Consider the following 12,975-nt stretch of genomic DNA (forward strand, 5'->3'; position numbering starts at 1 on the left):
GTGGGTTCTAGAACGGATATCGTCGCTGGTTCCGCTGCACTGAGATCCACTTCTCCTGCGTGAGTTCCTCGACGATGGCGTCACCGTCGTAGCGGCCGATTCCGGAGCCTTTCACGCCGCCGAACGGGACGTGGGGTTCCTCGTTGATGGGTTGGTCGTTGATGTGGACCATCCCGGCGTCGATGGCGTCGGCGAAGTCCTGTGCGCGGCCGAGGTCGCCCGCGTGTACCGACGCGGCGAGGCCGTATTCGGTGTCGTTCGCGAGTTCGATGGCCTCCTCGTCGGAGGAGAACGGGATGACCGGCGCGATGGGACCGAACGTCTCGTTGCACGACGCGGCCATGTCGTTGGTCGCGCCGGAGAGGACCGTCGGCTTGACGAACAGGCCGTCGTGGTGGCCGCCGGTTTCGAGGGTCGCACCCTCCTCGACCGTCGAGTCGATGTAGTCGAGCATCTGGTCGCGCTGACCCTCGTCGATGATGGGGCCGATGACGTTGTCGCGGTCCGTCGGGTCGCCGATGGGGAGTCCTTCGGCGCGCTCGGTCAACTTTTCGACGTACTCGTCGTACACGTCCTCGTGGACGAGGTGGCGGTTGATGGAGATGCACACCTGTCCCTGGTGGAGGAACGACCCGAACACGGCCGAATCGATGGCGGCGTCGAGGTCGGCATCCTCGGTGACGACGTGCGGGTTGTTCCCGCCGAGTTCCATCGCGGGGAGCGCGAGGTTCTCCGCGGCGAGACCCGCGACGTGTTTGCCGACTTCGGTCGAACCCGTGAACGCCATCACGTCGAGTTCGGGGTGGGACGCCATCCGGTCGCCGATTTCCGAACCCTTGCCGGGGACGACGTTGAGCAGTCCCTCGGGCAGTTCGGCTTCCTCGAAAATCTTGGCGAGCAGGAGACCGCCGGTGACGGGGGTCGGCGAGGCGGGTTTCAGGACGACGGCGTTGCCGAGCGCCAGCGCGGGTGCGACGGCGCGCATCGAGAGGTTGAACGGGAAGTTCCACGGCGAGATGACGCCGACGACGCCCATCGGCACGCGCTTGACGTGGTTCTCCTTGCCCGGAATCATCGAGTCCTTGATCTCGCCGCCGACGCGGAACGGGAACTCGGCCGCCTGCTGGGTGATACCGCGGGCGGTCTGCCACTCGGCGAACGCTTTCATGTTCGCGCTTCCGGACTCGACGGCGAGCGCGTGGAGAATGTCGTTTCGGTGTTCGTCCAGCAGGTCGAGTGCGGACTGGACGACGCCGACTCGTTTGCTCGGCGGCAGGTCGGCCCAGTCGGCCTGCGCCTCGGCGGCGGCCTCGTAGGCGCGATTCACGTCGTCCTCGGTCGCGGCGGGGACCGACGTGACTTTCTCCTGGGTCGCCGGGTTCGTCACTTCGATTTCGTCCCGGTCGCCGCCGTCGATCCATTCGCCGTCGATGTAGAGGGCGTTCCAGTCGCCGTCCAAGGTGTAGGCTCTGTCCGACATCACTGAGAACTCGGGTGTTCATGGTGATAAATGGTCAGGAACCGGCCGCGGTGTGGCATTTTCAGACACGCTTCCGAACCGACGAAGAAAAACGGCTCCGGCCGTTACCACCGACAATGAATATCGAGTTTCTCGGCGGGGCGCGCGAGGTGGGGCGGAGCGCGATTCTCGTCAACGACTCCCTCCTGCTCGATTACGGGATGCTGACCGGCAATCCGCCACAGTACCCCGTCGAGGACGTGGACCCCGATGCCGTCGTCGTCTCGCACGGCCATCTCGACCACGTCGGCATCCTCCCTTCCCTGCTCGCGGGCGACGACCGGCCGCCGATTCACTGGACGCCGCCGACGTACGAACTGACGCGCATCCTCGCGCGGGACACCCTGAAACTCCACGGCGGAAGCTACGACTGTCCGTTCACCGAGGCGGAACTGAAGCGACTGGCCCAGGTGTCCGAACTGCACGGCTACGAGGAGTCGTTCGAAGCCGCGGGCCACGAAATCACGTTTTTCAACGCGGGCCACATTCCGGGAAGCGCGCACGTTCTCATCGACGACGGGGACACCGAACTGCTCTACACCGCCGACTTCCACACCGGCGACCAGCGATTGCTGTCGGGCACGACCGCCCGCCCCGACGCGGACGTGGTAATCTGCGAGAGCACGTACTCCGACGTGGAGCGCGGTGAGCGGAAGACGACGGAACGGGAGTTCGCCGAAAGCGTGAAGACGACGGTGTGGGAGGGCGGAACCGTGGTCGTCCCGGCGTTCGCCATCGGCCGGACACAGGAGATACTGATGGTCTGTGAGGCCCACGACATCGACTGCTACGTGGACGGGATGGGAAAGCAAGTCACCAGAATGCTCCAACAGCAGTCCGTGTTCCTCCGCGACCCGGACGCCTTCCAGCGCGCCGTCTCGCACGCTCGATTCGTGACGGGGAGAAACGGCCAGCGAAAGCGAATCGCGCGGAAGAACACTGTCATCGTGACGACCTCGGGGATGCTTACCGGTGGTCCGGCGATGACGTACATCCCCGAAATCCGCGCCAATCCGGTCAACAAGATCACGATGACCGGCTATCAGGTCGAAGGAACGCCCGGCAGGGAACTGCTGGACCACGGCCGCGGCGAAATCGACGGCCGCGTCATGCCCGTCAGTGCGCAGGTCGAATCCTACGACTTCTCGGCTCACGCCGACCGGAACGGGTTGCTCGACTTCCTCGATTCGTATCGGGATTCGACGGTTCTCGTCAATCACGGCGACAGATGCGAGGCGTTCGCCGAGGAACTGCGGGACGACGGCTTCGATGCGAACGCGCCCGAACTCGGTAGCCGGTTCGAAATCGCCGATGATTCGACCTCCGCGACGCCTCGCAACAAATTCACGTGACGATTCACCGCTAAATCCCTAAATCGTGCGCGAGTGCCATTTCGACCACTTGCCGTTCGGTTCGGTCTCCCATCGCTGGTGGATTTTCGGCTGCCGCGACACTTCCGGCATGTCTTCGAGACCGAACACGACGAGGCGTTCGTCCGTCGTCCGTGTGACGGAGAGACCGGCGCATTTGACTCTCCCGAACCGCTCCCACAGCGACCAGTCGCCGTTCGGTGCCATCTGCGAGAGGTGGTGGAGGCGTTTTCCGGTAATGAACGCTTCGAGGCGGCCGTCGGCGTGTCGGCCGACGGCCAGCGATTTCGCCTTCGGGCGGTGGAACACCTGGAACCGCTCGGGATAGCTCAGTTCGCTCCATTCCTCCTCCCACTCGGTCTCCTCGAATCCGAGCTGTCGAAGGTAGAGCGGCGTCTCGTCGTCCCGGACGAGGAAGATTTCGAACTTCCCGTCGTTGTTCTCCGCGACGGCGAGCGAGTGACCGTTCGCCCGCCCGCGTCGATGCCAGTCGGCCCACTCGTCGCCGTCCAATTCGAGTTGCCAGCAGTGGTGAATTCCGAACAGGAACTCCTTTTCGGCCGCCGTCAGATCGGTCGCCTTGTCGTCGTAGCTGAGCAGGAAGGCGTGCAACCGTTCGTTCGCAGCCTGCTGGACGACGATTTCGTTCCCGGCTTGGTCGCCCAACTGTTCCCAGTCGGTCCACGTCGTATCGTTCGGCGACGTCTGTTTCGCGTGGAACGTCCCGCTCGCTGGTCCGGTGACGAAGACTTCGAGCCGTCGGTCGCCGTTGGGTGCGACGGCTATCGACTCGCCCGTGATCGGATCGTTGGAGAGCAGTCGCCAGTCGTCCCATTCGGTCGCGGCTTCATCGGTGCCCAGCGCTTCCCGTCGATTGTGATACGTTCCATCCGCCGGATCGGTGAGGAACACCTCGGGGCGTCCGTCCTCGTTGCGCCCGGCCGCTATCGCCTTTCCTTCGGCACCGACGAGTCGTTCCCAGTCGGTCCACTCCGTCTCCGACCCGGTCTGTCTGCTGGTGTACACCGTTTCGTCGATGAGGACGAACAGTTCGAGGTGGTCCCGTTCGTTGAGTGTTGTCGCTACTTTCATCGTTCGTAGTTACTCCGTCATCTCCGGCAGTCGCACGAGGTCCTCGGGGTTTTGCGAGGCGAATATCACGATAGAGCCCTCCTGTCGTTGTTTCTGTAGCAGTTGTTCGCCCATCTCGCGATCGAGGTCGGCGAAAATCTCTATCGCGGTGAGCATGTCGGGTTGTGGGACCCCTCGCTGAGCGGGATTCAGTCGGCCGGTCTTGGCTTCCTTTTCGGCAAGCATGACGCGAACGTACTCGACGAGGTCTATCGTGTCGTCCAACTGCTCGTGCCACGACGGTGGGTAGATACTGACGTTCCCCTCGACTCGATACAGGTTGTTGCCGGGCATCCACGTCTCCGAGTCCATTAGTCGCTCTTCGAGCAAGGCGTTCGTCCGATCCTTGTCGTAATCGAGCGCGTCGGCGTAGGCGTCGATCCGTTCCCGCGAAAGCCCGGGTTTTTCCCCGTGATGATGCCGTTCGAGATATCTGACGAAGTCGTCGATTTCGTATTCGCGGTCGCGCAGCGAGAGATCATCGACCAGACGGTTATCAACAACGACCATGACTATCCGTTCGACCGACAACTCGATAAAACTCTACAGAACCCTTCTGAGAATTCCGGAATAATCGCTATCGGTGACGTCGGATAACTGTACCCAACTGACGTCTAAAACGTGAGATGTGACGACGAACTCGGCATGTCGTCGTCATCGTCCTCCTCGATTCCCCCCTCGTGATCGAAGTCGCAGGTTCGGTCGGTCAGGTAGATCTCGCCGCCGTCCTCGGTGACGTCGACCGAGAGGAGCGTCGAACCCGACGCTTTGCCATTGTCACAGTGGCCGGAACAGCCGTCGAACATCGACCCGTGTTTCGGACAGATGATGTCGCCGTCGCGCATCGCCGCCCCGAACCCTCGGTCGAGACGCTGGTCGGTTTCGTGCTGGCAGAAGTTCTTCCACGCGGCGATGCAGTCGCCACCGTTCACGAGAATCACTTCCTCCTGTGAGCCGTCGCGTTCGCGAACCGTGAACAGAAAGGAATCGTTTTCGGGGAGGTCCTCGACCGTCGTCAAGCGGTGGGCGTCGTCCGTCGCGTCCATACGGGCGTATCCGACGGATGGAAATTAAAGAATTCTATCGACTGACGATTACCGATCCACGATCATCGACTGACGGATTTCGACTGCGGGAAGTCGTATGCGACCCCCGTCAGTTCCTCGGAGGTGTCCCAGAGTCGCTCGGCGGTGCGTTCGTCGTAGGACTCGTCGCTGGACGGTTGGACGCTCGGGTGACCGCGCATGTTCATCAGGCCGTCCGGACCGATGTACTCTCCGCCCTCGATTTCCCCGGCGGTCGCACCGTACAGCATCGGGAGCGCGCCGCGTTCAGCGCTCTGTGCGAAGACGGCGTTCGCGACCCGCATCATCCACAGTCGAAGCAGGGAGCCTTCCCGCTCCGGGCCGCGTCGCTGGAGGTTCGTGCTCGCATAGCCGGGATGACAGGCGACGCTCGCCACGTCGTCGACCCCCGTGTCGTGGAGTTTGCGGTCGAGTTCGTAGGCGAACAGCACGTTCGCCAGTTTGCTCTGACCGTAGGCGTCCCACTTGTCGTACTCGCGTTCGCCCTGCAAGTCGTCGAAGTCGATGGTCCCCCGCTCGTGCACGCCACTACTCTGTGTCACGACCCGCGTCTCTCCCTCCGTTTCCAGCAGTGAATCGAGCAGGAGACCGGTCAGCGCGAAGTGGCCGAGGTGGTTGACACCGAACTGTAACTCGAAGCCGTCCGCGGTTTCCTCCCGCGGCACCGCCATCACGCCTGCGTTGTTACAGAGGATGTGCAGGTCGTCGTACTCCTCGCTGAAGTCGTCCACGAACTCCCGAATCAGCGCGAGGTCGGCGAGGTCAAGTTCCCGCACGTCGAGGTTTGCGTCCGGCAGTTCGGTCAAAATCTGCCCCTTGACCGTCATCGCGTGATCCGTCCGTCGGCAGGCCATGACGACGGTCGCTCCGTGGCGGGCGAGCGCCCGCGTCACCTCGTAGCCGAGGCCGCTGTTCGCGCCCGTGACGATGACGGTCTTTCCGGCCATGTCCGGCATGCTGTCTTGGGTCCACCCGGAATCGGTCATGAATCCGGTTACGGGCGCACGATACAGAAAAGCACCGCCCAACGGTTTCGAATTCCGTTACAATCCGCCCAGACCTACAACCCGCCCGCGCCGGTCGGCGCGTCGGGGAGGTCCGCCGGTTCCACCGGAATACCGAGTTCTTCCAGCGCGGCTTCGAGGTGTTCGCCCTTCGCGTACTCCGAACCGTCCTCCTCGCGCTTCCGCTGGGCGACGGCGAGGACTTCGGCGCGGCGGTCGTCCGGAATGTCGAACTTGTCCGTCGTCAGTTCGATGGTGAGGCCGTTGTGGTCGGAGGTGTATAGCGAGTAGAAGATGCTCCGGTCGAACTCGTTGTACCGGCGGCCGTGCGCTTCGAGTCGTTCGCGGACCTCCTCGATTCGCTCCGGATCGAACCGGAACGCGAGGTGGTGGACGGCACCGATGCCGGTCCGCTGTGGTGCGGGATTCGACTGGCGACCTTCCTCGACGAAAAACGTGATGATGCGGCCGTCGCCGCTGTCGAAGAACAGGTGCGTGACGTTCGGCGCGTCGAGGTTCGGTTGGCGGAGGACGAGCGGCATGCCGAGCACGTCCCGATAAAATTCGACCGTATCCTCCTCGTTGCTCCCGATGAGTGTGATGTGGTCGGTGCCGGTGAGCGGAACCGCGCCGTCCGGGCGCTCCGCCGTGATCGGAATATCGTCCGTGGAAGGTTCGTTGGACATCGTTCTCGTCTCGGAATAGGTTCCGAGCGGAGAAATACCCTCGCTGACGGTGGTGTCACCACATGGCATCGATGTCAGTGGCCAGAAAACCCGATCATTTCCCGCCGAACCGCTCGTCGTCCACGCGCGCCCTCAGTTCCGGGTCGAGTCGGTTGTACGCCTTGCGCCGCCCCTCGTCGTCCGCGCCGGACTTCCGGACGTAGGTCCGCTTCTCGATGTCGAAGACCGAGGACTCGTCCAGTCCCCGTTCGGCAACGAGCTTTTTGACCTTCTTCGTGTCGAACGACCGGGCTTCCTCCGGGTCGATACCCGCCGCTTCCAAGTGGTCCGCGACGACTTGCTCGTCCTTGAGATTCCGTCGCTTGTGGGTGGTCCGTTTCACCGCGCCGAAATCCGACTCGACTCGGCGGTCGTCCTGCACGACCTCCAGCAGTTTGTCCCGGACTTCCTTCCGCGCGTCGTCGGCGGAACTGCTCACGTCCGAAAGGAGCGTGTAAAGGTTCACCAGTCGGAAGGTGTCGAGTTCGTCCAACGAATCGACGTCGTACTCCTCGACGGCGTCGAACAGCACCAACACGTCCCTGACGAAATCGAGGTCGAGACCGAACTCGGGCGGGTCCTCCGCCGGAAGAGTGGGGGCGGGCGTCGATGCGGCAGATTCTCCGCTCGTATCTCCTGCTCCGTTACCAGTTGCCGTTGCCCCCCCTGACTCCGCGTGCTGTCGTCGCTTTTCGCTCATCACGAACTCGCGGGCACCGTCGTAGTCCAGCGCGTCCCACGAGTGGCCGTCGTCCGACGAACGACTGACGTGTGCCGCGACCGAGCGGATGGCGTCCTCGTACTCACACCCCTCGACCGGACAGGTCGTCGGGTCGTACTCGTCTTGCATGTGTCCTCTCTGTGTAGTATCGCGTTCGTCGTTTTCTTGAGCGTTCCGCTACAGTCGGTTTTCGACCGCTCCCCCGAGGCGGGAGAACAACAGCGCGCACCCGACGGCGAGGACGACCGCGGCGGTCGCCGTCGCAACCGGCGAGTGAAACGCGAGATCGACCCCCGTCGCGGCGTAGGCGACCCCGAGGATGACGGCGTCGTAGAAGACGAACCGCAGGAGCACCAACGCGGGTGTCACCTGCGGCCAGTCGATATCGATCCAATGGCCGCGGAACGTCCCGACCGAGAGACAGAGCGCGAGCCATCCGAAGAGGGCCGAAAACTTCAGCGGCCCGTTCGGTTCCGCGTCCATCAGGACGTAGAAGGCAGGCACGCAGAGAAACGTCACCTCCCCGACCGCGAAGAAGAAGCTCTCCGTCCACTCCTCGATGCCCTCCTTTTCCTCGCGGGTTCGAAGGCGGCGTTCCTCCGTCGCGTGGTCCGTACCGCGGCTCATCACGCCGAAATTTTCGGCGGCTTCGTACAAAAGGCTACGGTGGAACGTGGAACGATGTGCGGGATGCGAGGTTGCGGAGCAACCTCGATTGTGAGCGGTGAAATTGCCGAGCAACGCTCGGCAGTCAGTCGGACTTTGCCCGGCGAAACCCCGAGCAGGCGGGAGCGGTGCGGTATGGTGGGGTTCGGTAGTTGCAATCTCGGAAACTACATGCTTCGCACGTGGCGAACGGGTGAGGACATTCGCGGGTTTCCTCTCGGCAACCGTAATCGCAGAAAAATCAAAAACAAACCAAATGTCGTGGCGGTGTGTTTACCCGGCGTGAGCCAGTACCCCCGTGTATGGCTGATTTCGACACCACGGAGGAGGAGTGGCGCGAGGAACTGCTCGCTATGCGCGAGGAGAAAGACGACTTTTTCGACACGCATCCGCAATCGCCGATTCCGCCGGGAGAGCGCGACGACTTCGACGGCTTGTCGTACTTCGACCCGGACGCGGACTACCGCGTGACGGCGACGGTCGAGGCACACGACGACCCGGAACCCGTCGAACTGGAGACGACCGCGGGGCCGTCACAGCGCTACCTTCGGACCATGACGCTCCACTTCGAGGTGGACGACGAGGATGCGTCACTCGCAGTGTACCAACAGGAGGGGCAGGATTCGCTGTTCGTGCCGTTCCGGGACAAGACGACGGGCCAGCAGAGCTACGAAAACGGACGCTATCTCGAACTCCATCCCGACCGACGACTGTCGGACGGCGACGAGATAGTTCTCGACTTCAACGTGGCGTACTCCCCGTTCTGCGCCTACAGCGAGACGTTCTCCTGTCCGCTCCCCCCCCGAGGAGAACTGGCTCGACGTGCTGATTCCAGCCGGTGAGCAAACGTTGGACGGCCACTGAACTCCACCGGAAATTGGGGGGTCTCGAACCGCATTTTTCGATTCCAAAACCTTATCTCATATATTGATGGTTGTGTTTGGTTTTTCGATTTCTTTTTCTCTGTTGGGAAAACAAATATTCGCAATTCACGAATTTGGGTCGGAATTTGGAAAGCATATTTACGCGCTCGAATCGAAGCACTGGATGCCGACGACCAATCGTCGGCTGACAGCATGCCAAACTGTGACCACTGTGGCGCGCATGTCTCGGAACGATTTGCGCGCGTCTTCGCTGACGAATCCGGTTACATCCGCGCTTGCCCTGCTTGCTCGGCGAACGCAGGTATCGCCGAGGTGGCACGAGAGCGTGCGCAAAAAGTATAGCCCACTGTGGCGGCCCGGGCGGAATCGACAGGACGAAGAAGAACCACGCGAAGCCTGTCAGGTGTGACCGACCATTGGGTGTACGTCGTCGAATGCAGTGACGGCACTTTTTACACGGGGTACACGACCGACGTGACTCGCCGAGTCGCCGAACACGACGCCGGAAACGGGGCGAAATACACCCGCGGAAGAACTCCCGTCACGCTCCGCTACACCGAGCGATTCGACTCGAAATCCGCTGCGATGTCCCGCGAATATCGGATCAAGCAGTTCAGCCGTAGGCAGAAAGAGCGGTTGATAGAGTAGTTCGTAGAGTGGTTCGCCGTTCGTGATCGTTTTTCAGTCGTCAGCGGCGGCTTCGTCCGCCACCTCTTCGTCGGCCTCCGAGGAGGTCACGTTGGGGTCGAGGAAGGCGTATTTGGCCGCCTGCTCGCCCAGCTTTCGGACGCGCTCTTCCAAATCGCCGTCGACGAACTCTCCGTCGTCGAACTGCTCGTATGCGTTCCGAATACCGACCTGATGGGGGAGTACCCAGCCGTGGACGCCGCGGACCGTGATCCGCATGTGATCGAGCGTGCTTCCGTAGGAACCGCCACCGGCGACCGCGAGCAGGCCGACCGTGGTGTCCTCGAACTCGTCGAAGCTACAGTAGTCGTGGACGTTCCGGAACGCGGAGGTGTACGAGCCGTGGTAGACCGGACTGCCGATGATGACCGAGTCGGCTTCCCGGATCTTCCGCTTGATCTCGACGGCGTCTTCCGGTTCTTCCTCGTCCGGATCGAAGATGGGGAGGTCGTACTCGCGCGGGTCGATGAGTTCTGTCTCCGCGCCTTCCGCTTCCGCGGCATCGAGGACGTGTTTCAAGGCGGTTCGTGTGTGGCTGCCATCGCGCATGCTGCCGCATACCGCGATGACGTTCGGTGTCCGTTGCATTATCGGACATCTTGGAACCGAGAACGTTTAACCGGCGTGTTCCACTCCGATCGGGTTTCAGTTCGCATTCGTCTCGTGGGAACGAACTCGGGCGGAGCGTACGAGGTGATTTCCGAAAGCGCACTTTGGTTGCATGCTTGCCACTTCTGTGGCAAACTTCGACACGGTGGTTTTTTCGACATCCCCGATGACGAACGATGTATGGACACGCCGATTTCGTTCGGAACCGACGGTTGGCGCGCGACGCTCGACGAGTTCACCTCCCCGCGCGTGCAGATCGTCGGCCAAGCAGTCGCCGACTACCTCCGCGAGGTCGAAGACCGAGCGGGAGAAACGGTCGCGATCAGCTACGACGCCCGCGATACCTCACGCGGGTTCGCGGAAGACCTCTGTCGCGTCCTCGCCGCGAACGGGTTCGATGTACTCGTCGCCGAACGCGACACACCGACGCCGATCCTCGCGTGGACTTTGGTGGACCGCGACCTCGCGGGCGGCCTGATGATAACCGCGAGCCACAACCCGCCGGAGTACAACGGCGTGAAGTTCATCCCATCGGACGGCGCACCCGCCCTCCCCGAAGTCACCGACGAGATCATGGCCCGACTCGCTGAACCCGATCCCCTCCCCGAATCGGAGTACGGGTCCGTCAGCGAGGAGGACCTCGTCGAACCCTACGAAAAACACGCTTTCGACCTCGTGGACGCCGACTTCGACGGCCTCTCGGTCGTCTACGACGCCATGCACGGCAGCGGTCGGGGAATCACCGACCGACTCCTCGAAGACGCCGGTGCGAGTGTCGAACGACTCAACTGCGATCAGGACCCGGAATTCGGCGGCACACCCCCCGAACCGAGCGAGGAAAACCTCCAGGACCTCATCGAAGCGGTCGAGGACGGCGACGCGGACCTCGGTATCGCCAACGACGGAGACGCCGACAGAATCGCCATCGTGACGCCTGAACGCGGCTATCTGGACGAAAATCTCGTCTTCGCCGCGCTGTACGAGTATCTGCTCGAAGACGAATCGGGTCCCGCGGTGCGCTCCGTCTCGACCACCTTCCTCATCGACCGTATCGCCGAGGAACACGGCGAGGAAGTCCACGAGACGCCGGTCGGATTCAAGTGGCTCGCGGAGTCGATGGGTGAACACGACGCGCTCATCGGCGGCGAGGAGAGCGGCGGATTCACCATCCGCGGCCACGTCCGCGAGAAGGACGGCGTCCTCATGGCGCTCTTGACGGCCGCAGTCGCGCACGAACGTCCGTTCGACGACCGCGTGGACGACCTGCTCGCCGAGTTCGGCGAGATTCACCAGGGCAAGGTCAGCCTCGATTGCCCCGACGACGAAAAGGAACGCGTCCTCGACGACCTCGAAACCGAACTCCCCGACGAAGTCGCGGGCAAGGACGTGGCCGACATGGTGACGAAGGACGGCTTCAAAATCCTGCTCGCCGACGGTTCGTGGTTGCTCGTCCGGCCGAGCGGCACCGAACCGAAGATGCGAATCTACGCCGAGGGAGAAAGCGAGGACGCCGTGGCCGACCTGCTCGACGCGGGGAAGGAACTGGTCGCACCGTTGATCTGAATCGGTCGTTTCGATTTTTTAGCCGAACGTAAGCATGCCGCGTGGATTGAAATAGTAGACGGCGGCGAGCACCACGCCCAACGCTGCGGTGAGGAGGCCGAGCAGGTCTCCGATCGATCCGGTGAATCCGCTTGCGAAGACGTAGTACACCATCACCGCCGCGAACGCGACCCAGATGAGCGTGAGACGGCGTCGTTTCGTCTCGTCCATGTCCGGGCGTTGGCGAACTCGCCATATCAGTCTTCGCTTTCGAGCGTTCCCCACAACCGCTTTTCCTCGCTTCCCTCTCCATCCATCATCCGTTCCTCGATGTCGAACCCCAACGACTCGTAAAACGGTCGCACGTTCGGGTCACAGTCCGCGGTCAGCGTTCCGCACCGCTCGGCCGCGAACGCCACCAGTTCGCCGCCGATACCCTGTCCCCGCCGCGCCCGTCGCACCGCGATTGCATCGATGTGCGTGCCGTCCGCTCCCGGTTCTAGCACCGCCGCTCCGAGCACCCTGTCCTCCTCAACTGCTACCAGCACGTCCCCCGAATCGATTCCCCGTTCGACCTCCTCAGCATCGACTTCCAGCATCGCACCGTTCACGATTCGCATCACTGACAGGCGGTCCGCAGCGGTCGCGAGTCGAACCGTCATCCACCCTTTATCAGTCGCAGTATCTTCACGTGTTCCGCCTCCACGGGTTGGTCCTCCGGTACCGGCCGTCCGTCCACCATCACCGACACCTCATGCGGACTCAACCCCACGGCCGATACCAAATCGGCGTACACCTCGTCTTCCACGTCGAACTCGTGGCTTTCCTCGCCGACCACTTCGACCGTCACGTTCATTGGGTCCTCCTTGCGCTTCTCACGCCTTCAGCGTGTCGAAGCCGACGATACGACGTTCCGAGAACGCCCCCACCGCTCGATTGGTGCCCATCTCGTCGTCCTCCATCGGAGGTGGTTCGTCGCGGACCTGCTGACGGAAACCGGTCCGATAAAATGTGAGCTATTTACAACGATCC

Annotated in this window: 15 protein-coding genes and 1 pseudogene; 4 read left to right on the forward strand and 12 right to left on the reverse strand. The window is 62.5% G+C overall.

The window, feature by feature from the left end:
* Positions 1-7: 7 nt before the first annotated feature.
* The gene (locus NKF26_RS07395) at positions 8-1,480 is read right to left on the reverse strand and encodes an aldehyde dehydrogenase family protein (protein ID WP_253228876.1); all 1,473 of its coding nucleotides are present in this window, start codon (positions 1,478-1,480) and stop codon (positions 8-10) included.
* 116 nt (positions 1,481-1,596) lie between these two features.
* Between NKF26_RS07395 and NKF26_RS07400 the strand changes: the two genes are divergently transcribed.
* Positions 1,597-2,871, forward strand: coding sequence for an MBL fold metallo-hydrolase (locus tag NKF26_RS07400; RefSeq protein WP_253228875.1), 1,275 nt, complete (start codon positions 1,597-1,599; stop codon positions 2,869-2,871).
* Positions 2,872-2,889: 18 nt separating this feature from the next.
* Here NKF26_RS07400 and NKF26_RS07405 read toward each other — a convergent pair whose 3' ends face one another.
* From NKF26_RS07405 to NKF26_RS07435, 7 genes are all read right to left on the reverse strand, one after another.
* Entirely contained in the window at positions 2,890-3,981 is a 1,092-nt protein-coding gene (locus NKF26_RS07405) for a hypothetical protein (protein ID WP_253234142.1), read from the reverse strand.
* A 9-nt stretch (positions 3,982-3,990) separates the two neighbouring features.
* The gene (locus NKF26_RS07410; RefSeq protein ID WP_253234143.1) at positions 3,991-4,530 is read right to left on the reverse strand and encodes a hypothetical protein; all 540 of its coding nucleotides are present in this window, start codon (positions 4,528-4,530) and stop codon (positions 3,991-3,993) included.
* A gap of 104 nt (positions 4,531-4,634) precedes the next feature.
* Complete coding sequence (locus tag NKF26_RS07415; RefSeq protein ID WP_253228872.1) at positions 4,635-5,066, reverse strand: Rieske 2Fe-2S domain-containing protein; 432 nt, start codon at positions 5,064-5,066, stop codon at positions 4,635-4,637.
* 62 nt (positions 5,067-5,128) lie between these two features.
* Entirely contained in the window at positions 5,129-6,091 is a 963-nt protein-coding gene (locus NKF26_RS07420; protein WP_253228871.1) for an oxidoreductase, read from the reverse strand.
* Positions 6,092-6,165: 74 nt separating this feature from the next.
* Entirely contained in the window at positions 6,166-6,795 is a 630-nt protein-coding gene (locus NKF26_RS07425) for a VOC family protein (protein WP_253228870.1), read from the reverse strand.
* Between the two features lie 94 nt (positions 6,796-6,889).
* The gene (locus NKF26_RS07430; protein ID WP_253234144.1) at positions 6,890-7,684 is read right to left on the reverse strand and encodes a hypothetical protein; all 795 of its coding nucleotides are present in this window, start codon (positions 7,682-7,684) and stop codon (positions 6,890-6,892) included.
* 48 nt (positions 7,685-7,732) lie between these two features.
* Positions 7,733-8,182: a hypothetical protein gene (locus NKF26_RS07435; protein WP_253228868.1), complete on the reverse strand. Its 450-nt coding sequence runs from the start codon at positions 8,180-8,182 to the stop codon at positions 7,733-7,735.
* A 341-nt stretch (positions 8,183-8,523) separates the two neighbouring features.
* Between NKF26_RS07435 and NKF26_RS07440 the strand changes: the two are divergent.
* Positions 8,524-9,085 (forward strand): annotated as a pseudogene (locus tag NKF26_RS07440) (DUF1684 domain-containing protein).
* A 425-nt stretch (positions 9,086-9,510) separates the two neighbouring features.
* Positions 9,511-9,753 (forward strand): GIY-YIG nuclease family protein, encoded by a 243-nt coding sequence (locus tag NKF26_RS07445; protein WP_253228867.1) that lies wholly within the window; start codon positions 9,511-9,513, stop codon positions 9,751-9,753.
* Positions 9,754-9,786: 33 nt separating this feature from the next.
* Here the strand turns inward: NKF26_RS07445 and NKF26_RS07450 are convergent, their stop codons facing one another.
* On the reverse strand, positions 9,787-10,380 hold the full coding sequence (locus NKF26_RS07450) for an NADPH-dependent FMN reductase (protein ID WP_253228866.1): 594 nt from the start codon (positions 10,378-10,380) through the stop codon (positions 9,787-9,789).
* Between the two features lie 201 nt (positions 10,381-10,581).
* Between NKF26_RS07450 and NKF26_RS07455 the strand changes: the two genes are divergently transcribed.
* Entirely contained in the window at positions 10,582-11,964 is a 1,383-nt protein-coding gene (locus NKF26_RS07455; RefSeq protein ID WP_253228865.1) for a phosphoglucomutase/phosphomannomutase family protein, read from the forward strand.
* Between the two features lie 18 nt (positions 11,965-11,982).
* Here NKF26_RS07455 and NKF26_RS07460 read toward each other — a convergent pair whose 3' ends face one another.
* Genes NKF26_RS07460 through NKF26_RS07470 form a run of 3 tightly spaced genes read right to left on the reverse strand, consistent with a single transcriptional unit; the run spans position 11,983 to position 12,799 of the window.
* On the reverse strand, positions 11,983-12,174 hold the full coding sequence (locus NKF26_RS07460; protein WP_253228864.1) for a hypothetical protein: 192 nt from the start codon (positions 12,172-12,174) through the stop codon (positions 11,983-11,985).
* 26 nt (positions 12,175-12,200) lie between these two features.
* Positions 12,201-12,605: a GNAT family N-acetyltransferase gene (locus NKF26_RS07465; protein WP_253228863.1), complete on the reverse strand. Its 405-nt coding sequence runs from the start codon at positions 12,603-12,605 to the stop codon at positions 12,201-12,203.
* Entirely contained in the window at positions 12,602-12,799 is a 198-nt protein-coding gene (locus NKF26_RS07470) for a ubiquitin-like small modifier protein 2 (RefSeq protein WP_066144835.1), read from the reverse strand. Before NKF26_RS07470 ends, NKF26_RS07465 begins: the two co-directional genes overlap by 4 nt.
* Positions 12,800-12,975 lie beyond the last annotated feature (176 nt).

The organism is Haladaptatus sp. AB618, assembly GCF_024136965.1.
In the GTDB taxonomy this organism is placed as follows: Archaea; Halobacteriota; Halobacteria; order Halobacteriales; family Haladaptataceae; genus Haladaptatus.